The organism is Lelliottia sp. AC1, from assembly GCF_023278595.1.
GTDB classification, from domain to species: Bacteria; Pseudomonadota; Gammaproteobacteria; order Enterobacterales; family Enterobacteriaceae; genus Enterobacter; species Enterobacter nimipressuralis.
This window is the reverse complement of record NZ_CP025699.1, coordinates 4,341,023-4,365,067: the sequence shown is the minus strand read 5'-3', so window position 1 is coordinate 4,365,067 and position 24,045 is coordinate 4,341,023. Positions and strand designations below refer to the sequence as shown.

Annotated in this window: 23 protein-coding genes; 10 read left to right on the top strand and 13 right to left on the bottom strand. The window is 57.2% G+C overall.

From position 1 onward, the window contains the following. Positions 1 to 16 precede the first annotated feature (16 nt). From rhaM to rhaB, 9 genes are all read right to left on the bottom strand, one after another. Positions 17 to 331 (bottom strand): L-rhamnose mutarotase, encoded by a 315-nt coding sequence (gene rhaM / locus C0560_RS20735; RefSeq protein ID WP_100778347.1) that lies wholly within the window; start codon positions 329 to 331, stop codon positions 17 to 19. Then, positions 328 to 1,476 carry a lactaldehyde reductase gene (gene fucO, locus C0560_RS20730; protein ID WP_248859349.1) on the bottom strand — a complete coding sequence of 383 codons (1,149 nt, stop codon included), beginning with the start codon at positions 1,474 to 1,476 and terminating at the stop codon, positions 328 to 330. The genes rhaM and fucO overlap by 4 nt, the downstream gene beginning before the upstream one ends. A 98-nt stretch (positions 1,477 to 1,574) precedes the next feature. Beyond that, positions 1,575 to 2,579: an ABC transporter permease gene (locus C0560_RS20725; protein WP_123429935.1), complete on the bottom strand. Its 1,005-nt coding sequence runs from the start codon at positions 2,577 to 2,579 to the stop codon at positions 1,575 to 1,577. Next, entirely contained in the window at positions 2,576 to 3,580 is a 1,005-nt protein-coding gene (locus C0560_RS20720) for an ABC transporter permease (RefSeq protein ID WP_102105689.1), read from the bottom strand. The genes C0560_RS20725 and C0560_RS20720 overlap by 4 nt, the downstream gene beginning before the upstream one ends. Then, positions 3,580 to 5,091, bottom strand: a complete 1,512-nt coding sequence (locus tag C0560_RS20715) for a sugar ABC transporter ATP-binding protein (RefSeq protein WP_248859348.1) — start codon at positions 5,089 to 5,091, stop codon at positions 3,580 to 3,582. Before C0560_RS20715 ends, C0560_RS20720 begins: the two co-directional genes overlap by 1 nt. 68 nt (positions 5,092 to 5,159) lie before the next feature. After that, positions 5,160 to 6,146 carry a rhamnose ABC transporter substrate-binding protein gene (gene rhaS / locus C0560_RS20710; RefSeq protein ID WP_100778352.1) on the bottom strand — a complete coding sequence of 329 codons (987 nt, stop codon included), beginning with the start codon at positions 6,144 to 6,146 and terminating at the stop codon, positions 5,160 to 5,162. 84 nt (positions 6,147 to 6,230) lie between these two features. Continuing rightward, on the bottom strand, positions 6,231 to 7,061 hold the full coding sequence (gene rhaD, locus C0560_RS20705) for a rhamnulose-1-phosphate aldolase (protein WP_100778353.1): 831 nt from the start codon (positions 7,059 to 7,061) through the stop codon (positions 6,231 to 6,233). A gap of 97 nt (positions 7,062 to 7,158) precedes the next feature. Continuing rightward, positions 7,159 to 8,418: an L-rhamnose isomerase gene (gene rhaA / locus C0560_RS20700; protein ID WP_100778354.1), complete on the bottom strand. Its 1,260-nt coding sequence runs from the start codon at positions 8,416 to 8,418 to the stop codon at positions 7,159 to 7,161. Further along, positions 8,415 to 9,884, bottom strand: a complete 1,470-nt coding sequence (gene rhaB, locus C0560_RS20695; RefSeq protein WP_248859347.1) for a rhamnulokinase — start codon at positions 9,882 to 9,884, stop codon at positions 8,415 to 8,417. Before rhaB ends, rhaA begins: the two co-directional genes overlap by 4 nt. Positions 9,885 to 10,185: 301 nt before the next feature. Between rhaB and rhaS (C0560_RS20690) the strand changes: the two genes are divergently transcribed. Further along, positions 10,186 to 11,022 carry an HTH-type transcriptional activator RhaS gene (rhaS, locus tag C0560_RS20690; RefSeq protein WP_107702611.1) on the top strand — a complete coding sequence of 279 codons (837 nt, stop codon included), beginning with the start codon at positions 10,186 to 10,188 and terminating at the stop codon, positions 11,020 to 11,022. Positions 11,023 to 11,094: 72 nt separating this feature from the next. Further along, the gene (gene rhaR, locus C0560_RS20685; RefSeq protein ID WP_100778357.1) at positions 11,095 to 11,943 is read left to right on the top strand and encodes an HTH-type transcriptional activator RhaR; all 849 of its coding nucleotides are present in this window, start codon (positions 11,095 to 11,097) and stop codon (positions 11,941 to 11,943) included. On the opposite strand, the gene rhaT is transcribed toward rhaR, so the two are convergent. Then, positions 11,944 to 12,978, bottom strand: a complete 1,035-nt coding sequence (gene rhaT, locus C0560_RS20680) for an L-rhamnose/proton symporter RhaT (RefSeq protein ID WP_142503704.1) — start codon at positions 12,976 to 12,978, stop codon at positions 11,944 to 11,946. A gap of 289 nt (positions 12,979 to 13,267) precedes the next feature. Between rhaT and sodA the strand changes: the two genes are divergently transcribed. Together sodA and yiiM are read left to right on the top strand one after the other, a co-directional pair. Continuing rightward, the gene (gene sodA, locus C0560_RS20675; protein ID WP_010436906.1) at positions 13,268 to 13,888 is read left to right on the top strand and encodes a superoxide dismutase [Mn]; all 621 of its coding nucleotides are present in this window, start codon (positions 13,268 to 13,270) and stop codon (positions 13,886 to 13,888) included. A 74-nt stretch (positions 13,889 to 13,962) separates the two neighbouring features. After that, positions 13,963 to 14,637: a 6-hydroxyaminopurine reductase gene (gene yiiM, locus C0560_RS20670; RefSeq protein ID WP_248859346.1), complete on the top strand. Its 675-nt coding sequence runs from the start codon at positions 13,963 to 13,965 to the stop codon at positions 14,635 to 14,637. Between the two features lie 164 nt (positions 14,638 to 14,801). Here the strand turns inward: yiiM and cpxA are convergent, their stop codons facing one another. Beyond that, positions 14,802 to 16,175: an envelope stress sensor histidine kinase CpxA gene (cpxA, locus tag C0560_RS20665; RefSeq protein ID WP_095283986.1), complete on the bottom strand. Its 1,374-nt coding sequence runs from the start codon at positions 16,173 to 16,175 to the stop codon at positions 14,802 to 14,804. Then, positions 16,172 to 16,870 (bottom strand): envelope stress response regulator transcription factor CpxR, encoded by a 699-nt coding sequence (gene cpxR / locus C0560_RS20660; protein WP_006179159.1) that lies wholly within the window; start codon positions 16,868 to 16,870, stop codon positions 16,172 to 16,174. Before cpxR ends, cpxA begins: the two co-directional genes overlap by 4 nt. 150 nt (positions 16,871 to 17,020) lie before the next feature. Between cpxR and cpxP the strand changes: the two genes are divergently transcribed. From cpxP to C0560_RS20630, 6 genes are all read left to right on the top strand, one after another. Continuing rightward, complete coding sequence (gene cpxP, locus C0560_RS20655) at positions 17,021 to 17,521, top strand: cell-envelope stress modulator CpxP (protein WP_248859345.1); 501 nt, start codon at positions 17,021 to 17,023, stop codon at positions 17,519 to 17,521. Positions 17,522 to 17,674: 153 nt separating this feature from the next. Continuing rightward, complete coding sequence (gene fieF / locus C0560_RS20650; RefSeq protein ID WP_102105683.1) at positions 17,675 to 18,580, top strand: CDF family cation-efflux transporter FieF; 906 nt, start codon at positions 17,675 to 17,677, stop codon at positions 18,578 to 18,580. A gap of 175 nt (positions 18,581 to 18,755) precedes the next feature. Beyond that, positions 18,756 to 19,718, top strand: coding sequence for a 6-phosphofructokinase (pfkA, locus tag C0560_RS20645; protein WP_100778363.1), 963 nt, complete (start codon positions 18,756 to 18,758; stop codon positions 19,716 to 19,718). A gap of 212 nt (positions 19,719 to 19,930) precedes the next feature. Beyond that, on the top strand, positions 19,931 to 20,920 hold the full coding sequence (locus C0560_RS20640) for a sulfate ABC transporter substrate-binding protein (RefSeq protein WP_248859344.1): 990 nt from the start codon (positions 19,931 to 19,933) through the stop codon (positions 20,918 to 20,920). A 105-nt stretch (positions 20,921 to 21,025) separates the two neighbouring features. Next, entirely contained in the window at positions 21,026 to 21,769 is a 744-nt protein-coding gene (locus tag C0560_RS20635; protein ID WP_248859342.1) for a CDP-diacylglycerol diphosphatase, read from the top strand. Between the two features lie 73 nt (positions 21,770 to 21,842). After that, a complete protein-coding gene (locus tag C0560_RS20630) occupies positions 21,843 to 23,147 on the top strand; it encodes an SLC13 family permease (RefSeq protein WP_248859340.1) in 1,305 nt (434 codons plus the stop codon). An 81-nt stretch (positions 23,148 to 23,228) separates the two neighbouring features. Here the strand turns inward: C0560_RS20630 and tpiA are convergent, their stop codons facing one another. Then, positions 23,229 to 23,996: a triose-phosphate isomerase gene (tpiA, locus tag C0560_RS20625; RefSeq protein WP_100778367.1), complete on the bottom strand. Its 768-nt coding sequence runs from the start codon at positions 23,994 to 23,996 to the stop codon at positions 23,229 to 23,231. Between the last annotated feature and the right edge of the window lie 49 nt (positions 23,997 to 24,045).

Genomic DNA, 24,045 nt, shown 5'->3' with positions numbered 1-24,045 from the left:
GCGGCAGCGTGAACGGTTACTCGAGGAAAAACACCTCTTTCAGCTCCGCACTCACCGGGCTGTTGTCCGGATTTGCGGGCATCACATCGCGCATGTGTTTCCACCAGCGCTGGCACACGTCGGTATTCGCCACCGCGTTCCAGCGCTCTTCCGATTCAATCTCAACGCTGGCAAACAGCAGGTTGCGCTCCTTGTCGAGATAAATGGCGTAATGGTGCGCACCGTGGTCTTTCAGCACCGATTCCAGCTCCGGCCAGATCGGGGTGTGGCGGCGCTGATACTCCTCGTGAGCGTCAGGATTCACCTGCATCACAAAGGCTTTGCGGATCATAGGGCCTCCAGATACAGCTCGCGCACATCGTCGCGGCTGGCAGTGCGTGGGTTACAAGGCGCACACGGATCGGCGAGGGCTTTATCCAGCCAGCCTTCGATATCCGCTTTGGTCACGCCAAGCTGGCTGAAGCCAGAAGGAATACCGACGCGCGTACTCAGGGCGCGAATGGCGTTGATCGCCTCCATGCTGGCCGCTTCATCGCTCATCCCGCGCGTCTCCACGCCCATCGCCTGAGCCACACGGGCGAAACGCGCCACCGCGTTCGGGCGGTTAAAGTTTTCGATGATCGGCAGCAGGATGGCGTTGCAGACGCCGTGCGGCAGATTGTGCGTCGCCCCCGGCTGATGCGCCAGCGCGTGAACCAGCCCTAATCCGGCGCTGTTAAACGCCATGCCTGCCAGATACTGGCCGAATGCCATCTGTTCGCGTGCTTCGAGGTTGTGCCCGTCGTCGACGGCTTTCGGCAGCCAGAGGCTGATCAGGCGAATCGCTTCGAGGGCGTTAGCATCGGTGAGCGGGTGAGCGCCGACGGAAACATAGGCTTCGATGGCGTGCGTCAGGGCGTCCATCCCCGTTGCGGCGGTGACGGAGGCGGGGATATCGAGCATCACACTGGCATCATCCACGGCGATATCCGGGATAATATTGGGGTCGATAATCACCTCTTTCACCTGACGCTCGCTGTCGATGATCACCGCATTGCTGGTCATCTCCGCCGCGGTGCCTGCTGTAGTGTTAATAGCTACCAGCGGCACACCGGCGTTTTTGACTTTGCCGACGCCGGCATAGGCGGTCGACGGGCCAGGATTAGCGGTGAGGATTTTAATCGCTTTCGCCGTATCAATCGGGCTGCCGCCGCCGAAGGCGATAACGTAATTGCAGCTGGCGCTCTGAAAGGCCGCAAACCCTTTCTGTACCAGCGCTTCAGTCGGATTCGGGAACACTTCATCAAAGAGGTGATACGACATCTGATGGGCGTCCAGGGCGGTAAACAGGCTGTCGAGCAGCCCCATTTTCACCAGCTGTCCGTCAGTGACGATAAGTGCCTTGCCCCACTGTTTGCTCGCCACCAGATTAACCATGTCACCGATCGCGCCCGCGCCGTGCAGGCTGATTTTGGGAAGTGCCAACATGAAACTCATGATAATTCTCCTTAATTACTGTGATTTTTATGCCCGGCGGCGCGACGCTTGCGGGGCCTGCGGTCAGACAGGCCAGATAAGCGAAGCGCCACCCGGCATTAGATCCGTCTTCGCTGCATAATCCGGCGGGTGATAATTGGCAGCGAAATCACCACTATCAGCATCGCGCCGATAATCACCGACATCACAATGCCGGGCACGTTGAGCAGGCTCAGGCCAAAAGTCACCAGGCCCATCAGGAAGGCGGCGATAATCACGCCCACCATGCTGCCGGAGCCGCCGAGAATATTGACGCCGCCGAGCACCGCCATCGTCACCACCGCCAGCTCCCAGCCCATCGCAATCGTCGGGCGCGTACTGCCGAGGCGCGAGGTGAGCAGCACCGAGGCCAGCCCCGCCATCAGCCCGACCAGCGCAAACAGCAGCAGGTTGTGGCGCTTCACGTTGATGCCTGAAAACCACGCCCCGGTCGGGTTATTGCCGATGGCGTACGTCCGGCGGCCAAAATTGGTGCGATGCAGCACGAAGGCAAACACCGCTGCCAGCAGGATAAACAGCGCGAATTCAAACGACAGCGCGCCCCACACGTAGCCCTGCCCGAACCAGGCGAAGCTCTCGGGCCAGGTGTTCAGCGCCTGATCGCCGAGCAAAATGTAGGTAATGCCGCGATACAAACTCATGGTGCCGATGGTGATCACGATGGACGACAGGTTAAAGCGCGTGACCAGAAAGCCGTTGAACAGCCCGCACAGCAACCCGACGCCTAATCCCACGCAGACCAGCAGCGGCGTATCTACACCCGCCGCCGCGCAAAAGCCCATCGCTGTCGAGCTGAGCGCGATGGTCGATGCCACCGACAGGTCGATTTCACGGGCGATGATCAGCATCGCCATCGGCAGCACAATGATCGCTTTTTCGGTGAAGTTGAACGTCGCGTCAGAAAGGTTCCAGATATCGAGGAAATAGGGCGAGGCGAGGGCGTTGACGATAAACACCGCCAGCGTTACCGCCAGCAGGAAGCCCTCCCAGCACAGCAGACGCTGGAAAATCCCCGTCGCGGCCGGACGATTTTTGATCTCTTCCGAAGTCATCATTTTGCTCATGAGTTCACCGCCTGTTTCTGACGCGCCAGCGCCGCATCGCGCAGGATCAGCCGTCCTTTGCGTTTGTTGCCGCGTTCATTGAGCAGCACCGCAATCACGATCACCGTCCCGGAAATCGCCATCTGCCAGAACGGAGAGACGCCAATCACCGGCAGCGCGTTATTGATCACCCCAAGGAACAGCGCGCCAAACAGACAGCCCAACACCCGGCCCGTGCCGCCCATGGTGCTGATGCCGCCGATCACGCACGCGGCGACCACCTGCAGCTCAAAGCCGTTGGCGACATCGACGTAGGCGACAGCGAAACGTGAGATCCACAGATAGCCGCAGAATCCGGCCAGCGCGCCTGACAGGCAGAAACTGACGAACTGCATTTTGCCTGCGTTGATCCCCGTGTAATACGCCGCCGTGGCGTTGCCGCCTGCGGTGTAAAGGGCGCGCCCGGTGCGGCTGTAGCGCAGGAAATAGCCGACCAGCAGCAGGGCCGCAATCGCGCACCAGCTCAAAACGGGCAGACCGAGCAGTGACGCGCGCGGCAGGGCGAGGAAATCCGCGCCCATCTGGTTGGAGTTCACCCAGCCACCGCCGGTGAGCAGGAAGATAATCCCGCGATAGATGCTCATGGTGCCGAGCGTCACCACAATCGCCGGAATACCCAGTTTCCACACCAGCAGACCGTTGATGACGCCCATCAGCAGACCGAGCGCCGTTGCCAGAATCAGCAGCGCCCAGACGGGCACGGCGGGATAATGGAAGTTGATCAGGGCGACAATCATCCCCGTCAGCGCCAGATTGGCCGCCATCGACAGGTCGATGCCTTTGGTCAGCAGAACCATCATCTGGCCGAGGGCGAGAATGATGAGAATCGAGGTGTCGTTAAACATCTCCACCAGGTTTCCCGGTGCGATAAACGACGGCACGCGGCTGCCGATGGCAATGATCATCAGTACGATCACCGCCCCCAGCAGGGCTTCGCGGTGTTTCAGGAGTTGCTTCACCATTACGCGGCCTCCTGTTTTGCACCGCTGGCTGCGCTGACGATGGTTTCCGCCGTCGCCCCGCCCGCCGGGTATTCCGCCACCATCAGCCCTTCGTGCATCACAATGATACGGTCGGCCATGCCCATCACTTCCGGCAGTTCCGACGACACCATAATCACCGCCAGCCCCTGTCCAACCAGCTCGGACATAAACTGATGAACGGCCGCTTTCGAGCCAATATCGATACCTTTTGTCGGCTCATCGAGGATGATCACCTCAGGATGCGTCGCCAGCCATTTGCCGATCACCACTTTTTGCTGATTGCCGCCGGAGAGGGTTTCGACCGGCTGTTTCCAGCTAAACGCCTTCACCTGCAGCCGTCTGGCGTATTCATCGGCCAGCGCCCATTCGCGGTCCTGATTTAACACCCCGCCGGGATTGAGCCTGCTGAGCTGCGGCAGGCTGATGTTCTGCGCAATCGACAGTTCGATAATCGCTCCCTGCTTCTGCCGCTCTTCCGGCACGCAGACAATCCCCGCGCGGATGGCATCGGCCGGTTGGCGGAAATTCTGCGCCTGACCGTTCAGCACGATCTCGCCGGAGGAGGGACGGGTGACACCGGAGAGCGCCTGCATCAGCTCGGTACGCCCGGCGCCGACCAGCCCGTAAAAGCCAAGGATTTCGCCTTTGCGCAGGGAGAATGAGATATGCGCGAATTCGGTCGGATGGCAGAGGTCTTTGACCTCCAGCACCGTCGCCCCTTTTTCGCACACCACTTTCGGGAAGGTCTGGGTGATAGCGCGGCCTACCATCATCGCCACCATCCGCTCTTCGGTGATGTCGTTGATCGCCCCTGCGCCGACGAACACGCCGTCGCGCAAAATGGTGTAGTGATCCGCCAGCTCAAAAATTTCGTCGAACTTGTGCGAGATAAACAGGATCGCTTTGCCTTCCTGCTTCAGGCGCTCAACAATCTGGTAAAACTCGAGGATTTCATGCTGCGACAGGGCGGCGGTGGGTTCGTCGAGGATCACCACCTGCGCCTCAAACGACAGGGCGCGGGCAATGGCCACCATATGACGCTGGGCGATACTCAGCGTTTTAAGCGTTGCGCGCGGGTCGATTTGCACCTCCAGGCGGGCGAGGATCTCCTGCGCCCGGCGGTGCATCTCCGGCCAGTCGAGCTTTCTGAAAAAGCCTTTATGCAGATACTGGCCGACAAAAATATTTTCGGTCACCGACAGCTCATCAAAAAGCACGGTTTCCTGATGAATAGCGGTAATCCCGACTTTGTGTGCCGATTCCGGCGTCGGGAGATGAATGGGGATGGCTTTATAGAGGATTTCACCCTCTTCGGGCTGATAAATCCCGGTCATCACTTTGACCAGCGTCGATTTGCCCGCGCCGTTTTCACCGATAAGGGCGGTGACTTTGCCGGGCCAAAGCTCAAGCTGTACGTTCTCAAGGGCGCGCACACCAGGGAAAACCTTGGTGATGCCCTTAAGCTCCAGCAGCGGTGTGGATGCGTTCATGAGAGTTCTCCATCAAAGGGGATCTTGTGGGCCGGATGGCGCGACGCTTCTCCGGCCTACAAAACGCATCAGAAGATTTTTGAGAACTTATCAATATTGCTCGCATCGTAGACGAACGGCTCAGCCATCGCGCCGCTGCCGTCGGCATCGAGCTTCACTTTGCCCAGTTTGCCCATGCTGGCTTCATCTTTGGTGGCGGTGCCTTTCACCAGGTCGTCGGCTAAATAGGTGGCAGCGTAACCCAGATCGATCGGGTTCCAGATCGCGAAGCTTTTGCTCGCCCCGGATTTCACCGCGCCGGCCATTTCAGACGGCAGGCCTAACCCCGTCACATACACTTTGCCGATTTTGCCCTGGTCTTTCACCGCCTGTGCGGCAGCCACGATCCCGACCGACGACGGGGAGACGATCACTTTCAGATCGGGATAGGTTTTCAGCAGGCCAACCGCTTCGCGGTAGCTCTTATCCGACAGATCGTCGCCATAGGCTACGGTCACCAGATTGACGGACGGATACTGCGGCAGCACCTTTTTCATCTCGGCAATCCAGGTGTTCTGGTTCGTGGAGGTCGGGGTGGCGCTTAACACCGCCACGTCGCCTTTTTCGACGTTCAGGGCTTTCAGCGCATCGGCGGCCAGCTTAACGTTGGTTTCACCGATCAACGCGTTATTAGAGGGATTCAGGTGGATCTGACGCCCGGCTTTTGCCACGCCGGAATCCCATGAGACCACTTTGATCCCACGCTGCATCGCCTTTTTCAGCACCGGCACCAGCGCATCGGGATCGTTGGCGGAGATGGCGATCGCATCCACCCCCTGCGCGATCAAACCGTTCAGCACTTCGATCTGCGCTTCGGCGGTGGTGGTGGTCGGGCCGGTATAAATGACTTTCACATCACCCAATTCTTTGGCGGCCTCCTGCGCGCCCACGTTCGCTGCCTCGAAGAATCCATTTCCGAGAGATTTCGCCACCAGGGCGATTTTTACTTCTGCTAAAGCGGAACCGGACAACGCCAGAGCGGCAACGGTGAGGATTAAGCTTGTCTTTATTTTCATTGCTTTTACTCCACTGAATTGAGTGTTGTGTAGGGTTTGCAGGTGTTTTTTTCGCCCCGTCTCAGTGAGCGGGGCGCGATGTTTTTATTTGTACAGCTCTAACGCCGATTTCAGCGGGGTGACGCCAAAGCGTTTACCCAGCGCAATCAGCTCTTCCTGAGTGATGGTCTGTTTCATTCCGCCCATGGAATAGACCTTAACCAGCACTTCAGCCGACTTCTCAGCGGTGTCGATCAGGCCAAAGGCTTCATCAAGCGTCGGGCCACTGCCGAAGACACCGTGGAATGGCCACAGTACCAGGGAATGTTTTTGCATCTCTTGCGCGGTGGCTTCGCCGATTTCATCGGTGCCTGGCACCATCCACGGCAGAATACCCACGCCGTCCGGGAAGACCACCAGACATTCGGTGCTCCCTTCCCACAGTTTGCGGGTGATGAAATCCGTGGTGTTTTCCAGCACGTAGGTCAGGGCGATCAGGTTGGTCGCGTGGCAGTGCATGATCACGCGGTCTTTGCCGTCCGTCGCTTTGATGCGCTCGCAGTGGGAGAGGAAGTGCGCCGGGAGTTCAGAGGTCGGCACCGCTTCGTTCGTCAGCCCCCAAAGAATGTGGTAGCCCGCGCCGTCGCTGTCCACTTTTACCACGCCTAAATTCGCTGCCGGATCGAGCTGCACATTGCGGAAGAACTTGCCGGAACCGGTGACGATAAACGGCGTATTGGCGAGCAGCGGCATCGGCTGGCTTAGGGCGATATAGCGCGGTTTCGGGTGGAAATCCGCTTCGAACGGCGCAATGTCGGCGTCGTCCAGGCGCAAGGTCAGGTTGCCGCCGTTGCGCTCGTCCCAGCCTTTTAGCCAGGCGTCGGTGGTGGCTTTGATCATGCCCTGGACGAACCAGGCGTTGGTGATGGTGTGCATAGTCTTGTGATTCCTTTGAAAATGTCGGGCGACGCGTAGCGATCCCCGCTGACAAGTGTTCGTAAGCCCGGCAGGCGAAGCGCCGCCGGGCGCTGTTTTAGCTGCGAGTCGCTAGCACCTCTTTCTCATACGCCCGCACGTTGTCCAGCCACTGGCTGCCCGCTGGCGCATCGTTGCGCTGACAGTACATTTCCCACACGGCCTGCCACGGCAGGGATTTCTGCTCTTCCAGCAGTGCCAGACGCGCCGTGTAGTCGCCTTGCTCTTCCAGCGCGCGCAGGGCCGCCGTCGGCTCCAGCAGCGCACGCAGCAGGGCTTTCTTCATGTTGCGGGTACCGATCACCCATGCCGCAATGCGGTTGATCGAGGCGTCGAAGAAGTCGAGACCGATATGCACGCGGTCGAACAGATCGTGACGAATAATTTCGCTGGCAATGGCCTGAGTCTCGTCATCCAGCAGGACCACGTGGTCGCTGTCCCAGCGTACCGGGCGGCTCACGTGCAGCAGCAGGCGCGGGATGTACAGAATGGCGGCGGAGATTTTGTCGGAGATCACCTCAGTCGGATGGAAGTGGCCCGCATCCAGGCACAGCGCCGTCTGGCGGCTGGTGGCATAGCCCATGTAGAACTCGTTGGAGCCCACGGTGTAGCTTTCGGCGCCGATGCCGAACAGCTTGCTCTCCACCGCATCAATGTGATGCGCCGGGTTCAGCTTTTCGCTGATCACCTCGTCGAGAGCGTCCAGCAGGCGCTGGCGCGGAGCCAGGCGGTCAACGGTGATATCTTTCATGCCGTCCGGGATCCAGATGTTCATCACCGACGGCGTGCCGAGCTGTTCACCGAAATACGCTGAAACGCGGCGGCTGGCTTTGACGTGGTCGATCCAGAACTGGCGAATCTCGTCGTCGGAATGGGAGAGGGTAAAACCGTCGGCGCTCAGCGGGTGCGAGAAGCAGGACGGGTTAAAATCCAGACCCAGTTTGTTGGCTTTTGCCCACTCCACCCAGTTCTTAAAGTGTTCCGGTTTGATTTCGTTACGCGCGACCGGCTCGCTGGATTCGAGATAAATCGCGTGCAGGTTCAGGCGTTTTGGTCCCGGAATTAAACTGAGCGCCAGCTCCAGATCGGCACGCAGTTCGGTGGCATTACGCGCTTTGCCCGGATAGTTGCCTGTCGCCTGGATGCCGCCCGTCAGCGCGCCGCCGGTATTTTCAAAACCCGCGACGTCGTCGCCTTGCCAGCAGTGCATGGAGACCGGCAGACGGTCGAGCTGACGCAGCGCCTCTTCGACATCCACGCCCACGGCGGCGAAACGCTGTTTAGCCAGTTCCCAGGCTTGTTCAAGTTGAGTGGTCATGCGCAAAGCTCCTTTGTCAGTCGTTTTTGCTGAAACTGCGCCTGATAGCGGGCAATTTCATGGCAGGGATTAGGGGTAAACGTGGTGAGCGGGTAGTTGTTCGTCACCAGCGTTCGGAAATCGTCAACGTTGGAAAGCTCGTCCAGGGTCATCAGCTGGATGCCGATATTGCCGAGCGTCGAGGCCTCAACAGGGCCGGCGACCACGGTGATGCCGCAGGCGTCGGCGCAAAGCTGGTTCAGCAGCTGGTTCTGGCAACCGCCGCCGACAATGTGCAGCTGGCTGAACGGTTTGCCGCGCAGAGCCGCCAGTTCGTTCAGCACGTCGGCGTAGAGCAGGGCGAGGCTGTCAAAAATGCAGCGCGCCAGTTCCGCCGGGCTGTGCGGCACGGGCTGTGCGCTCTCACGGCAGGCGGCCTGGATTTCATCGCCCATGTTGTGCGGATTGATAAAGCGGTCGTCGTTCGGATTGATCACGAAGCGGCAGGCCGGCAGTTTTTCTGTCTCGGCGATAAGGCGCGCCAGGTCGGTAACGTTCTGCTCTTTCAGCACGCGCTGGAGCAGCCACAGCCCCATGATATTTTTTAGCACCCGGTAGCGGCCTTCCGCTCCGCCTTCGTTGGTGATGTTTGCCGCCAGCGACTTTTCGCAGGTGTACGGCGTTTTGCTCTCAAAGCCCATCAGCGACCAGGTGCCGGATGAAAGATAGGCCGCGTCGTGGTCTGCCAGCGGAGAGGCAATCACCGCGCTGGCGGTATCGTGGCTGGCGACGGCGACGACCGGTATTTCATTCTTCTGCGGGCAAATCCAGTGACCGATCACATTGCCGGGGTGAGTCGGGGTGCCAAACCAGCTGGCGGAAGCGCCTGTCCAGTTGAGCAGGTTTTCATCCCAGTTATCGGAGTTGATATTCACCAGCTGGGTGGTGGTGGCGTTGGTGTATTCCCAGTTCATCTTGCCCGTCAGGCGATAACTGAAGTAATCCGGGATCAGCAGCGCGTGGGCGACGTTTGCTACCAGTTCGGGCTGTTGTTCCACCAGAGCGCGCAGCTGGTAGAGGGTGTTAAAGGGTAAGAACTGGATGCCGCTGCGCCCGTAGATATCGGCTTTACCGAGCTGATCAATGGCGCGAGCCATCACGCCATCGGTCCGGCTGTCGCGATAGGAGACGGGCAGGCCGATGCGCTCGCCGTGGCGGTCGAGCAGCACAAAATCGACGCCCCAGGTATCAATCCCGATGCTGTCGATCAGAATGCCGTCGTCGCAGACTTTGTTCAGGCCAGTGCGGATTTCCGCCTCCAGACTGTCAATATCCCAGGTCTCGACGCCGTCCTGCTTTTGCAGGCTGTTACCGAAGCGATGGATTTCACGAAGCGAAAGTGCGCGCTGTGCAGGCGTATAGCTGGCAAGCATCACGCGCCCGCTGGATGCACCTAAATCGACAGCCACACAATGGCGAGAGGTCATAATTCGGTCCTTCTTGGAGTCATTGCGAAACAGTCTAAGAAAGGGAAGAAAAACGCACCTTCTTGCCACTGACAGGCAAAATCGCGCGCTGGCAAGAAAGCAAAGATGAACGTGAGGAAGTTCACAGTTTCCTGTTATGACGGGGATTTCAGCCCATGTGACCGTTGCCGCATTTCCGGATCTTTCCCGCTGTTTCTTGAAAAACTGACAGGCTTTGCACGCTTTGGTGTCGAAAATTGAAGGTGAGAAACCCGGCCCTTAATTACTATTTTGAGAACATTTCTCATTGGTGGTGGCCGATATGACCGTACTGCACAGCGTGGATTTTTTCCCTCACGGAAGTTCGCCGGTGGCGATCGAACCACGGCTTCCTCAGGCGGCTTTTCCTGAACATCATCATGATTTTCATGAGATTGTGATTGTTGAGCACGGTACGGGCATTCACGTGTTTAACGGCCAGCCCTACACCATCAGCGGTGGAACCGTGTGCTTTGTGCGCGACCACGATCGGCACTTGTATGAACATACGGACAATCTGTGTCTGACCAACGTGCTCTACCGTTCACCAGATGCGTTCCAGTTTCTCTCCGGGCTTAACCAGCTTCTGCCGCAGGAGCAGGATGGGCACTATCCGTCGCACTGGCGAGTGAATCAGTCCACCCTTCAGCAGGTGCGCCAGCTGGTGGGGCAGATGGAAACGGTAGAGGAAAATGCGGAAACGCATACGCGCGCCAGCCGTGAACTGTTGTTCATGCAACTGCTGGTTCTGCTGCGTCGCAGCAGCCTGGTGGAAGGGGCCGAAAACAATGATGCGCGCCTTAATCTGATGATGGCCTGGCTGGAAGAACACTTCGCGGAAGAGGTGTGCTGGGAAACAGTGGCCGATAATTTTTCCCTTTCCCTGCGTACGTTGCATCGCCAGCTCAAGCAGCACACGGGCCTGACGCCGCAGCGCTATCTCAACCGGCTGCGTCTGATCAAAGCGCGGCACCTGCTGCGTCATACGGACGATAGCGTGACGGATATCGCATATCGCTGCGGATTTGGCGACAGTAACCACTTTTCGACGCTGTTCCGTCGTGAATTCAGCTGGTCGCCGCGCGAAATTCGTCAGGGCCGGGATGCGTCACTTCAGTAACGCGAGGAGAATCACCGTTTTTTTGCCGTAAAACAGCTAATAATGTCAGGTTATTAGCCGTTGAGGTGAGTTGTGGGCGCTCCGTTAATCCTTCGCAAATCCGATTTTTTTGCCAGTGCCGGGCAGGCTGTCGCGGTGGCCGATCGCTATCCGCAAAACGTCTTTGCCGAGCACACGCACGAGTTTTGCGAGCTGGTGCTGGTGTGGCGCGGCAACGGTTTGCACGTCCTCAATGACCGCCCCTACCGCATCACCCGCGGCGATCTGTTTTATATCCGCGCGGAAGATAAACACTCCTACGCCTCGGTCAACGACCTGGTTTTGCAGAACGTGATTTACTGCCCGGACAGGCTAAAGCTCAACGTCGACTGGGCGGGGCATATTCCAGGGTTTAACGAGGCGCACACTGCGCCGCACTGGCGATTGAGCAGCAACGGCATGACCCAGGTACGACACGTCATCACCCAGCTTGAACAGGAGAGCCTGAAAGCCGAGCCGGGGGCGAACGAGATGGCCGAGCTGCTGTTTGCCCAACTGGTGATGACCCTCAAACGCTATCGCTACGCAACGGATAACCCTTCTGCCACGGCGCAGGAAGCGCTGCTTGATAAGCTGATTACGACGCTTGCGGGCAGCCTGAATCGCAGCTTTGTGCTGGAAAAATTTTGCGAGCAGGAGCAGTGCAGTGAGCGTACCTTGCGCCAGCAGTTCCGCACCCAGACGGGGATGACGGTGAACCACTATTTGCGCCAGCTGCGCATCTGCCACGCGCAGTATCTGCTACAACATACGGAACTGATGGTGAGTGAAGTCTCGACGCGCTGTGGCTTTGAGGACAGTAACTACTTTTCCGTGGTGTTTAACCGCGAGGTGGGGATGACGCCGGTTCAGTGGCGTCATCACAGTCGAAAAGCGGCGTGATCAGTTCGCCATGCCAAGGCCAACAATGTTGGCGGCAATAATAATCACCACGCAGCCCAGGCTCAGCACGCTTACCGGACGCCGTCCGGCGTTGTTCCACTCCTTCAGCACCAGCCCCACAATCCCGCCGCACAGCACGTAGAAGCTCATGTGCAGCATCCAGCTCATGTAGTCATACTGCGGTGGAATGCTGGCGTGGCCCCAGGCGTAGAAGAAGAACTGCAGATACCACATCAGGCCACCCAGTGCCGACAGCAGCACGTTGGTGATGATCAGGTGTTTTGCCAGTGAGAAGTCGGCTTTTACCGACAGGTTCTTCACTTTTGCCAGACGAATGAAGCAGAAGCCGAGGTTCACCAGCGCACCGCCGCCCATAATCACCACGTAGCTTGGCAACGCGACGTAGAGCGGGTCCACGCCCAGCGCTGCTGCGGCTTCGTGCATCGGTTTGGCGGCGTTCATGGCGAAAGACATCCCGGCGGAGAAAATGCCGCACATCACCGCCAGAATCAGCCCTTTCTTCAGGTTGAACTCTTCAGCGCGGATGCCCATTTTACGCTCTTTCAGCTGGCCTGCGCGGGTGACTATCCCCACGCCGATCACCGCTACCAGCACGCCCAGCAGCGTCATCTGGCCGCCTTTGGTGTTGATCAGCACGTCGAAATTACCGTTAATGATTGGCGTCATCAGCGTGCCGACAATCAGGGTGATACCAATGGCGATCCCGATGCCCATCGACATCCCGAGATAGCGCATAGTCAGGCCGTAGTTGATATTGCCGATGCCCCACATCGCGCCGAACAGAAAGACCGGCAGGAGCGTGGAGGCGCTAAAGGAGGAGAAGTACCCCCAGAAATCGGGCAACAGCATGGCGCTGATGGTCCATGGCAGGATCAGCCAGGAAACTGTACCGCCCACGGACCACATGGTTTCCCATGACCAATGTTTGACCTTTTTAAACGGGGCATAGAAACAGGCTGCACTGGCTGCGCCTATCAAATGCCAGAAAATACCCATCGTAATCGCATGATTCATTTTTACGTCCTCATCGTTTTTATAGGCCGGTGGCTTCCCTCCGACCCGATGAGTGTAAAAATTAAGCGGCGAGCGAACCTTCAGAAGGTTGCCGCACTTTTCTTGTCCATGGCAATCAGCGCGTTAACCACGTGAGCAGACTCACAAATTCGGCATTGGCACAAAAATGGATAACCTTATAAAAAGTACGGCATTGATAATCATTTTCAATATCATTTAATTAACTATAATGAACCAACTGCTTACGCGGCATTAACAGCTGTGCCGCCCGACAATAATGGAGAGGATTATGAGTTATACACTGCCATCCCTGCCGTATGCCTATGACGCACTGGAACCGCATTTTGACAAGCAGACGATGGAAATCCATCACACTAAACACCACCAGACTTACGTGAACAACGCGAATGCGGCGCTGGAAAGCCTGCCAGAATTCGCCAACCTGTCTGCTGAAGAGCTGATCACCAAACTGGATCAACTGCCAGCAGACAAGAAAACCGTTCTGCGTAACAACGCTGGCGGTCACGCAAACCACAGCCTGTTCTGGAAAGGCCTGAAAACCGGCACCACCCTGCAGGGCGATCTGAAAGCCGCTATCGAGCGCGATTTCGGTTCCGTGGACAACTTCAAAGCTGAGTTTGAAAAAGCAGCAGCGACCCGTTTCGGTTCTGGCTGGGCATGGCTGGTACTGAAAGGTGATAAACTGGCTGTGGTTTCTACCGCGAACCAGGATTCCCCGCTGATGGGTGAAGCGATCTCTGGCGCGTCTGGTTTCCCAATCGTGGGTCTGGATGTGTGGGAACACGCTTACTACCTGAAATTCCAGAACCGTCGCCCGGACTACATCAAAGCGTTCTGGGACGTGGTGAACTGGGACGAAGCAGCGGCACGTTTCGCAGCTAAAAAATAAGGTTGCACGATAGCCTGTGAGAAGCGAGTCTGATGACTCGCTTTTTTTGTATCTGCAGAAAGGAGCCATGATACATGCAACATCCGGTGAATGTGTTTACAGGCAAGATCAGGGAGTACGACGGCAGCCGCCCGAGCGCCATTGCCAAAGTACAGGTCGACGGCGAACTGACTCTGACCGAACTCGGGCTGGCGGGAGATGAGCAGGCCGAGAAGAAAATCCACGGCGGGCCAGAGCGCGCGCTGTGCCACTATCCGCGCGAGCACTATCAGCACTGGGCGCGGGAATTTCCCGAGCAGGCGGATCTGTTCGTTGCCCCGGCGTTTGGTGAGAATCTGTCGACGGAAGGGATGACCGAGCAGAACGTGTTTATCGGCGACATTTTCCGCTGGGGTGGTGCGTTAATTCAGGTGACGCAGCCGCGCTCGCCGTGCTTTAAGCTGAACTACCATTTCGGCATCAGCGATATGTCCGCGCAGCTGCAAACGGCGGGTAAAACCGGCTGGCTGTATCGGGTGATTCAGGGCGGGCAGGTATCGGCGGATGCGCCGCTGGAACTGGCATCACGCCTCAGCGAGGTGTCGGTTTATGACGCCTGTGCGATTGCGTGGCATATGCCGTTTGATGATGAGCAGTATCGTCGCTTGTTGTCGGCAGCGGGGTTATCCACCAGTTGGACGAGAACGATGCAGAAGCGGCGCATTAGCGCGCAGATCGAGGATAATTCGCGGAGATTGTGGGGAAAATAGGGGGTTCCGTGCGGCCTGCGTTGCCCGGTGGCGCTACGCTTACCGGGCCTACAAAACCCAAACTGAACCTGTAGGCCGGGTAAGGCGCAGCCGCCACCCGGCACAAAGCCCGCACCGAACTCGTAGGCCGGGTAAGGCGTAGCCGCCACCCGGCATCACAGCGACTACGAACGCTTGTACAGCGGCAACCACAGCGTCAACCGCAATCCACCCAGCGGACTATCGTCGGCCTTCACCCAGCCGCGATGCTGCTGAATGGCGGTCTCAACAATCGCCAGCCCCAGCCCTGTCCCACCGGATTCACGATCGCGCGCTTCATCGGTGCGATAGAACGGACGGAAAATCTGCTCGCGGTCTTCCGGGCTCACGCCAGGACCGTCATCATCTACGTTGATGGTGATGCCGTCTTTATCGACCGAGAACGCCACCTCAATCTTCGTATGCGAGTACCGCAGGGCGTTACGCACGATATTCTCCAGCGCGCTCTCCAGCGTGTTGGGGTTACCGTACAGCGGCCATGGGCCAGGCGGGAAGTTGACGGTGAAGGATTTCCCCATCTGTTCCGCTTCGAACGCTGCGTTGTCCAGCACCTCGTGCCACAGGTGATTGGCTTTCACCGTTTCGCTCACCAGCGCGTTTTTCTGCTGATTGCGCGACATCACCAGCAGATCGTTGATCATGCTGTCCAGACGATGCGCTTCCATCTCGATACGCTCCAGCTCTTTGCTCTCACCGCTGCGGCGGCGCAGCAGGGCGGTGCCCAGCTGTAAGCGCGTCAGAGGCGTGCGCAGCTCGTGGGAGATGTCCGACAGCAGGCGTTGCTGAGTGGTCATCATCCGCTCGAGTGCGGTCACCATCTGGTTAAAACTGGCCCCAGCGGCGAGGAACTCTTGCGGCCCGGCTTCCAGTTCCGGGTGCTGCCGCAGGTTGCCCTGCGCCACTTCATCGGCGGCGTTTTTCAGCTTACGCGCCGGTTTTGCCAGGCTCCACGCCAGCCATAACAGCAGGGGAGAACTCAGCAGCATGGTGACAATCAGCAGCAGCAGCGGTCGGTCAAACAGCAGGTTGATAAAGTCGGTCTGGGAGCTGCTCGCCGGGCGAATCAGATAGAGTTGGTAATTATCTTCCCCATCCTTGATGGAAAATGGCCCTACCATCTCTACCCGACCATATTTCTTTTTCTGCGGGTGATCGGCGTTATCCGCCTGGCCAATGAAGTTGCGGATGATCTGCATTTCATTGCGTTCCGCGCCAATCACGCGGCCTTCGCTGGTAACCAGCAGCAGGCGTTGTCCGGGCGGCGCCCACTTGTCGATAGCGCGAAACAGCCTGCGCCACCACATCAAATCGTTAGGCGGGTCGTTTGCCAGCTCGGCTTCTACGTGTTGCTCGATCATCACGCCCTGACGTTGCTCGCTGTCGAGAAGCTCCGTCATCTGGCGTGAGTCGAGTTTTGGCAACATCAAAACCAGCATTAAAACCAGTGCCAGCGTCAGCCAGAAAATGGCGAAGATGCGGGCGGTTAAACTGCCTATCATGAAGCGGAAACCATCAGATAACCGCGACCACGCAGGGTTTTAAACCATGGGTGACCGTCTTTGCGCTCCGGCAGCTTACGGCGCAGGTTAGAGATGTGCATGTCGATGGCGCGGTCAAACGGCGTGAGGCGCTTGCCGAGCACTTCCTGGCTTAAATGTTCACGCGAGACCACCTGGCCGAGATGCTGGGCCAGCAGGTACAGCAGGGTGAACTCGGTGCCGGTCAGTTCCAGCGTCTGGCCGTCAAAGCTCGCTTCCTGGCGGCCCGGGTTCAGGCTCAGAGAGTCCACTTCTAACGTTGGAGAACTGTTGTCAGTATTCTGCTGCTGCTCGCTCCAGTGGGAACGGCGCAGGATTGCGCGAATACGGGCAACCAGCTCGCGGTCGTTAAACGGCTTGGGTAAATAGTCATCCGCGCCCAGCTCAAGGCCGAGAACGCGATCCAGTTCGCTGCCGCGCGCGGTCAGCATGATTACAGGTGTCTGGTGTGTCTGGCGTAATTCTTTCAGCGTATCAATACCGTTTTTCTTCGGCATCATCACGTCAAGCAAAAGCAAGTCGATGCTGTCATCAAGCAGGCTCAGCGCCTGTTCCCCATCGTGGGCAACCAGCACGTTAAAGCCTTCCATGTCGAGCAACTCTTTTAACAGGGATGTGAGCTCTCGGTCATCATCAACTAACAGGATTTTATTCATTGTTTAAATACCTCCGAGGCAGAAATTACGACATCAAGGCTATCTAATCCATGACTTTACGTTGTTTTACACCCCCTGACGCATGTTTGCAGCCCGAATCGTAAACTAGCTCTCGTTGAATCGCGACACGAAAGATTTTGGGAGCAAGTGATGCGCAAAGTTACCGCTGCCGTCATGGCCTCAACACTGGCGTTTAGTGCTCTTAGCCAGGCTGCTGGAGTCATCACCGGCGATAACGGTCCCTCGGCAGAGGGTATTACGCAGCACAGTGGCCAAAGCAATATGTTTGACGGCATAAGTTTAACCGAACATCAGCGTCAACAGATGCGAGATCTGATGCACAGGGCACGACACGATCGACTCCCTGTTAATGTTAGCGAAATGGAGACAATGCATCGCCTTGTCACCGCAGAAAATTTTGACGAAAGCGCTGTGCGCGCTCAGGCAGAAAAGATGGCGCAGGAACAAGTTGCCCGCCAGGTCGAAATGGCCAGGGTTCGCAACCAGATGTTCCACCTGCTATCGCCCGAGCAGCAAGCGGTTTTGAACGACAAACATCAGCAACGGATGGACCAGTTGCGTGAGGTTGCCCGGATGCAACAAAGCTCTGAGACAAAGTTTTTCAGTAGCAATACCCGTAGTAACCAGTAGACCCTGTTTTCCTTGCCATAGACACCATCCCTGTCTTCCCCCACATGATGTGGGGGTTTTTTTTGCCCTTCATTCAAGTTTGTTAACCGTTTATTCATCCTTTGACTCCTTTTCCATCCGTTATACTAGCGGCATGGCATGACAGGAGTGTTTATGAATCAATCCTATGGCAGGCTGGTAAGCCGTGCCGCAATCGCCGCGACGGTCATGGCGTCGTGTTTGCTGATCATCAAAATTTTTGCGTGGTGGTATACGGGCTCGGTCAGTATTCTGGCGGCACTGGTGGATTCTCTGGTGGATATCGCAGCATCCCTTACCAATCTTCTGGTGGTGCGCTATTCCCTGCAACCAGCGGATGAAGAGCACACGTTTGGCCACGGAAAAGCGGAATCGCTGGCGGCGCTGGCGCAAAGTATGTTTATTTCCGGCTCGGCGCTGTTCCTGTTTTTGACCGGTATCCAGCATCTGGCGTCACCAACGCCGATGAACGATCCGGGCGTTGGGGTTATCGTTACCGTTATCGCACTTATTAGCACAATTGTTCTGGTAACTTTCCAGCGTTGGGTGGTTCGCCGAACGCAAAGTCAGGCAGTACGGGCAGATATGCTTCATTATCAGTCTGATGTTATGATGAATGGCGCGATTCTTATTGCGCTCGGACTGGCGTGGTACGGATGGCATCGTGCCGACGCATTGTTCGCGTTAGGGATTGGGGTTTATATTTTATACAGCGCCTTACGCATGGGTTATGAAGCAGTGCAATCGCTTCTGGACCGCGCGCTGCCCGATGCCGAACGCGCAGAGATCTTTGAAATCGTGACCTCCTGGCCCGGCGTCAGTGGTGCTCACGATCTTCGTACGCGGCAGTCAGGGCCGACCCGCTTTATTCAGATTCATTTAGAAATGGAAGACAATTTACCGCTCGTTCAAGCGCATTTAGTGGCTGAGCAGGTAGAGCAGGCGATTTTGCAGCGTTTCCCGGGTTCGGACGTGATTATTCACCAGGACCCCTGCTCGGTCGTCCCCAGGGAAGGCAAAGGACATTTTGAGCTTTCGTAATTCGTTGTAAAAAAGTGAGCCAGGCCAGCATTTTGTGGATAAATTACCGCCATTGGGTCTGACCTGAATCAATTCAGCTGGAAGTGATTGATATACTATTTGCAGTATTGGTTGGTCGAATAGACGTCTTCCGGCAACAGATTTCATTTTTGCATTCCTAAGTTCAGAGGTAGTCATGATTAAGAAAATCGGTGTGTTGACAAGCGGCGGTGATGCGCCTGGCATGAACGCAGCCATTCGTGGGGTTGTTCGCGCGGCGTTGACGGAAGGTCTGGAAATTTTTGGCGTATATGACGGTTACCTGGGTCTGTACGAAGACCGCATGGTTCAGCTGGATCGCTATAGCGTATCCGACATGATTAACCGTGGCGGTACTTTCCTCGGTTCTGCGCGTTTCCCGGAGTTCCGTGAAGAGCACATCCGTGAAGTGGCTATCGAGAACATGAAAAAACGCGGCCTGGACGCGCTGGTTGTTATCGGCGGTGACGGCTCGTATATGGGTGCAAAACGTCTGACTGAAATGGGCTTCCCTTGCATCGGTCTGCCGGGCACCATCGACAACGACATCAAAGGCACCGACTACACCATCGGCTTCTTTACTGCCCTGGGTACTGTCGTTGAAGCAATTGACCGTCTGCGTGACACCTCTTCATCTCACCAGCGTATCTCTATCGTGGAAGTGATGGGCCGCTACTGTGGCGACCTGACCCTGGCGGCAGCGATTGCGGGCGGCTGCGAGTTCATCGTGGTGCCGGAAGTAGAATTCAGCCGCGAAGACCTGGTTAACGAAATCAAAGCAGGTATCGCGAAAGGGAAGAAACACGCGATCGTTGCTATCACCGAGCACATCTGTGACGTTGACGAGCTGGCGAAATACATCGAAACCGAAACCAAACGCGAAACCCGCGCTACGGTTCTGGGCCACATCCAGCGCGGTGGCTCCCCAGGGCCATACGACCGTATCCTGGCTTCCCGTATGGGCGCGTATGCGATCGATCTGCTGCTGCAGGGCCACGGCGGCCGTTGCGTCGGTATTCAGAACGAGAAACTGGTTCACCATGACATCATCGACGCGATTGAAAACATGAAGCGTCCGTTCAAAGGTGACTGGCTGGACTGCGCGAAAAAGCTGTATTAATCGCAGCTTGATGCCCGGTGGCGCTTCGCTTACCGGGCCTACGGTTCATGCATTTGTAGGCCGGGTAAGGCGAAGCCGCCACCCGGCATGTTTACGCCCACCGATTATTTTTTATTCCACTCCGTTATAGCCAATCTTTTTTTATTCTTTAATCATTGGTTCGCTTTCTGGCACGCTGCATTCATCAAACACAACACAATGAGAGTTGGAAGATGAATAAATGGGGCGTGGGGTTAACGTTATTGCTGGCATCAAGCAGCGTTCTGGCGAAGGATATCCAGCTACTGAACGTGTCGTACGATCCGACGCGTGAGCTTTACGATCAATACAACAAAGCCTTTGCGGCACACTACAAACAAGAAACCGGCGATAACGTGGCGATTCGCCAGTCTCACGGCGGCTCAGGCAAACAGGCGACTTCTGTCATCAACGGCATTGAAGCGGACGTGGTCACTCTGGCGCTGGCCTATGACGTCGATGCCATTGCTGAACGTGGTCGTATTGATAAGAACTGGATCAAACGCCTGCCGGACAACTCTGCGCCGTATACCTCCACCATTGTGTTCCTGGTGCGTAAAGGCAACCCGAAACAGATTCATGACTGGAATGATTTGATCAAACCGGGCGTGTCTGTCATCACCCCGAACCCGAAAAGCTCAGGCGGCGCACGCTGGAACTACCTGGCAGCGTGGGGCTACGCTCTGCATCACAACAACGGCGATCAGGCTAAAGCGCAGGATTTCGTCAAATCCCTGTTTAAAAACGTCGAAGTGCTGGACTCCGGTGCGCGCGGCTCGACCAATACCTTCGTTGAGCGCGGCATTGGCGACGTGCTGATTGCATGGGAAAACGAAGCGCTGCTGGCGACTAACGAGCTGGGCAAAGACAAGTTTGAAATCGTAACCCCGAGCGAATCGATTCTGGCTGAACCGACGGTTTCCATCGTCGACAAAGTGGTCGAGAAGAAAGATACCAAAGCGGTGGCAGAAGCTTACCTGAAGTATCTCTACTCCCCGGAAGGCCAGGAGATCGCCGCGAAGAACTTCTATCGTCCACGCGATGAGGCTGTGGCGAAGAAATATGACAGCGCGTTCCCGAAACTGAAGCTGTTCACCATCGACGAGGAGTTTGGCGGCTGGGCGAAAGCGCAGAAAGAGCACTTCTCTAACGGCGGCACTTTCGACCAGATCAGCAAACGCTAATCAACGCATGACACGATGGCCCGGCGCGAGAAATCCGCCGGGCTTTTTTATTTGGTCATGTTTTTGCGTTACTCTTTCGCCTCTGACGACAACAGGGAACGCGTAATGAAAAAACTGATGGTCTTGATGGCGGTCGCCATTCTCCTCGCCGCAGGCGGCTGGATCTGGATAAAATCCGGCAATCCCGACGCATTACGCCATATCGTTCTCGACCAGTGCCTGCCAAATCAGCTGAATAACCGTCAGCCAGTGCCCTGTGCGCAGGTGAAACCGGACGCCGGTTATGTGGTCTTCAAAGACCGCAACGGGCCGCTACAGTATCTCCTGATGCCCACCTACCGCATCAACGGCACCGAAAGCCCGCTGCTCACCGAGCCGCAAACGCCGAATTTCTTCTGGCTGGCGTGGCAGTCGCGCAATTTTATGAGCATGAAGCGCGGCGCGGATGTGCCTGACAGCGCCGTCTCCCTGACCATCAACTCCCCGACCGGGCGCACGCAAAATCATTTCCACATCCACATCTCCTGCCTGCGCCCCGATGTGCGTGAAAAGCTCAATGCGCATCAGGGGGAAATCAGCACTCAATGGCTGCCTTTCCCGGGTGGGCTGGAAGGGCATGAATATTTGGCGCGACGGGTGACAGAAAATGAGCTGGTGCAGCGCAGCCCGTTTATGATGCTGGCCGACGAACTGCCGCAAGCGCGCGAGCATATGGGCCGCTTTGCGCTGGCGATGGCCCAGCAGTCCGACGGGTCATTTGTGCTGCTGGCAACGGAGCGCAATCTGCTGACGCTTAACCGCGCTTCCGCTGAGGAATTGCAGGATCATCAATGTCATATCCTCCAGTGACCCCACCATAAATAGCGTTTACTCGCGCTGCCTGTCGCCGTAGACTTGCTGAAAAAATCTACAGGAGACAGGTATGTCGCTCTGGTTTGCTCACCCTCTGTTTCTGCCCTCGGCTATCGTTGGCGTCACCATCGTGCTGTGGGCCACCTCGCTCCTGCCGGAATTTATCACCGCGCTGCTGTTCTTCACGGCGGCGATGACTGCCAAAATCGCGCCACCGGACGTCATTTTCGGCGGCTTTGCCTCATCTGCATTTTGGCTGGTGTTCAGCGGCTTTGTGCTTGGCGTCGCGATCCGCAAAACCGGGCTGGCGGACAGGGCCGCGCGGGCGCTCTCGGCGAAACTCACCGACTCGTGGCCGCTGATGGTGGCAAGCGTGGTGTTGCTGAGCTATGCCCTGGCGTTCGTGATGCCATCAAACATGGGGCGCATCGCGCTGCTGATGCCGATTGTGGCGGCGATGGCGAAGCGGGCCAGTATTGCGGACGGCTCGCGGGCGTGGTTTGGCCTGGCCCTGGCGGTCGGATTCGGTACTTTTCAGCTTTCTGCGACCATCCTTCCCGCTAACGTGCCAAATCTGGTGATGAGCGGCGCGGCGGAAGGCTCTTATGGCATTCACCTGAACTATGTGCCTTACCTGCTGCTGCACACGCCGGTGCTCGGCATTCTCAAAGGACTGATTCTGATTGGCCTGATCTGCTGGCTGTTCCCTGGCTCGCCAAAACCCGCGCGGGATCTTGCGCCAGCCGCCCCAATGGGGCGCGATGAGAGGCGCCTGGCGTGGCTGCTGGCGGTAGTGCTGGTGATGTGGGTGACGGAGAGCTGGCACGGCGTAGGCCCGGCCTGGACGGGGCTGGCGGCGTCAGTGATCGTCATGCTGCCGCGCATTGGCTTTATTACCGGTGAAGAGTTTTCGGCCGGGGTGAATATGCGCACCTGTATCTATGTGGCGGGGATTCTGGGGCTGGCGATCACCGTGACGCAAACGGGCATCGGCAGCGCCGTCGGAGAGGCGTTGCTGCGCCTGATGCCGCTCGATGCGGATAAGCCGTTTACCAGTTTTATCGCCCTGACCGGCATCACCACGGCGCTCAATTTCATCATGACCGCCAACGGCGTTCCGGCGCTCTATACCACGCTTGCGCAGAGTTTCTCGGATGCGACGGGTTTCCCGCTGTTGTCGGTGATTATGATTCAGGTGCTGGGGTATTCCACGCCATTACTGCCGTATCAGGCGTCGCCGATTGTGGTGGCAATGGGGCTGGGGAAAGTGCCTGCGAAAGCGGGAATGTTGCTGTGTCTGGCGCTGGCGGTGGCAACCTGGCTGGTGCTACTGCCGCTGGATTATTTGTGGTTCAGCGTGCTGGGACAGCTGTAAAAAAGCCCGGTGGCGACGAGCGCTTACCGGGCCTGGCATTTTGTCGGGCGGATAGCGAAACGCCACCCGTCACAACGGCAATTACGCCTGTTTAGCGGCTTCTGCTGCTTTAACGATCACTGCGAAAGCGTCAGCTTTCAGGGATGCGCCGCCAACCAGTGCGCCGTCGATGTCAGGCTGGGTGAACAGCTCTGCCGCGTTAGATGCGTTGACGGAACCGCCGTACTGGATGATCACTTGCTCAGCCACTTTCGCGTCGGCTTTAGCAATGTGGTCACGGATAAATTTGTGAACAGCCTGTGCCTGCGCTGGGGTGGCAGATTTGCCGGTACCGATCGCCCAGACTGGCTCGTAAGCGATAACCACGCCTTCGAACGCTGCTGCGCCCTGCGTTTTCAGCACGGCGTCGATCTGACGTGCGCAAACTTCTTCCGTTTTGCCTGCTTCGTTTTCGGCTTCAGTTTCACCGATGCACAGAACCGGGGTCAGACCCTGCTCTTTCAGCACAGCGAATTTCTTGGCGATGAACTCGTCGGACTCTTTGTGGTAAGTACGACGCTCAGAGTGGCCGATGATGATGTACTGTGCGCCGATGTCTTTCAGCATTTCTGCAGAGGTTTCACCGGTGAATGCGCCAGACAGGTTAACGTCAACGTTCTGCGCGCCCAGCACGATGTGGCTGCCGTCAGCGGCGTGTTTAGCCAGATCCAGATAGATGTCTGGTGGAGCGATCGCTACCGCACAGCCGGTCACGCCAGCCAGCTCTTTACGCAGATTAGCAATCAGCTCGTTTACCATGTGGCGGCTGCCGTTCAGTTTCCAGTTACCCATCACTAAAGGATGTCGCATTTCAATTCTCCACGCTAAAAAAGCGAATTAAGGATTATGGCCGCCCGTG

Coding starts and splice junctions, on each gene's coding strand:
- rhaM (WP_100778347.1), bottom strand. CDS start 331: ATGATCCGCAAAGCCTTTGTGATGCAGGTGAATCCTGACGCTCACGAG.
- fucO (WP_248859349.1), bottom strand. CDS start 1,476: ATGAGTTTCATGTTGGCACTTCCCAAAATCAGCCTGCACGGCGCGGGC.
- C0560_RS20725 (WP_123429935.1), bottom strand. CDS start 2,579: ATGAGCAAAATGATGACTTCGGAAGAGATCAAAAATCGTCCGGCCGCG.
- C0560_RS20720 (WP_102105689.1), bottom strand. CDS start 3,580: ATGGTGAAGCAACTCCTGAAACACCGCGAAGCCCTGCTGGGGGCGGTG.
- C0560_RS20715 (WP_248859348.1), bottom strand. CDS start 5,091: ATGAACGCATCCACACCGCTGCTGGAGCTTAAGGGCATCACCAAGGTT.
- rhaS (WP_100778352.1), bottom strand. CDS start 6,146: ATGAAAATAAAGACAAGCTTAATCCTCACCGTTGCCGCTCTGGCGTTG.
- rhaD (WP_100778353.1), bottom strand. CDS start 7,061: ATGCACACCATCACCAACGCCTGGTTCGTCCAGGGCATGATCAAAGCC.
- rhaA (WP_100778354.1), bottom strand. CDS start 8,418: ATGACCACTCAACTTGAACAAGCCTGGGAACTGGCTAAACAGCGTTTC.
- rhaB (WP_248859347.1), bottom strand. CDS start 9,884: ATGACCTCTCGCCATTGTGTGGCTGTCGATTTAGGTGCATCCAGCGGG.
- rhaS (WP_107702611.1), top strand. CDS start 10,186: ATGACCGTACTGCACAGCGTGGATTTTTTCCCTCACGGAAGTTCGCCG.
- rhaT (WP_142503704.1), bottom strand. CDS start 12,978: ATGAATCATGCGATTACGATGGGTATTTTCTGGCATTTGATAGGCGCA.
- sodA (WP_010436906.1), top strand. CDS start 13,268: ATGAGTTATACACTGCCATCCCTGCCGTATGCCTATGACGCACTGGAA.
- yiiM (WP_248859346.1), top strand. CDS start 13,963: ATGCAACATCCGGTGAATGTGTTTACAGGCAAGATCAGGGAGTACGAC.
- cpxA (WP_095283986.1), bottom strand. CDS start 16,175: ATGATAGGCAGTTTAACCGCCCGCATCTTCGCCATTTTCTGGCTGACG.
- cpxR (WP_006179159.1), bottom strand. CDS start 16,870: ATGAATAAAATCCTGTTAGTTGATGATGACCGAGAGCTCACATCCCTG.
- cpxP (WP_248859345.1), top strand. CDS start 17,021: ATGCGCAAAGTTACCGCTGCCGTCATGGCCTCAACACTGGCGTTTAGT.
- fieF (WP_102105683.1), top strand. CDS start 17,675: ATGAATCAATCCTATGGCAGGCTGGTAAGCCGTGCCGCAATCGCCGCG.
- pfkA (WP_100778363.1), top strand. CDS start 18,756: ATGATTAAGAAAATCGGTGTGTTGACAAGCGGCGGTGATGCGCCTGGC.
- C0560_RS20640 (WP_248859344.1), top strand. CDS start 19,931: ATGAATAAATGGGGCGTGGGGTTAACGTTATTGCTGGCATCAAGCAGC.
- C0560_RS20635 (WP_248859342.1), top strand. CDS start 21,026: ATGAAAAAACTGATGGTCTTGATGGCGGTCGCCATTCTCCTCGCCGCA.
- C0560_RS20630 (WP_248859340.1), top strand. CDS start 21,843: ATGTCGCTCTGGTTTGCTCACCCTCTGTTTCTGCCCTCGGCTATCGTT.
- tpiA (WP_100778367.1), bottom strand. CDS start 23,996: ATGCGACATCCTTTAGTGATGGGTAACTGGAAACTGAACGGCAGCCGC.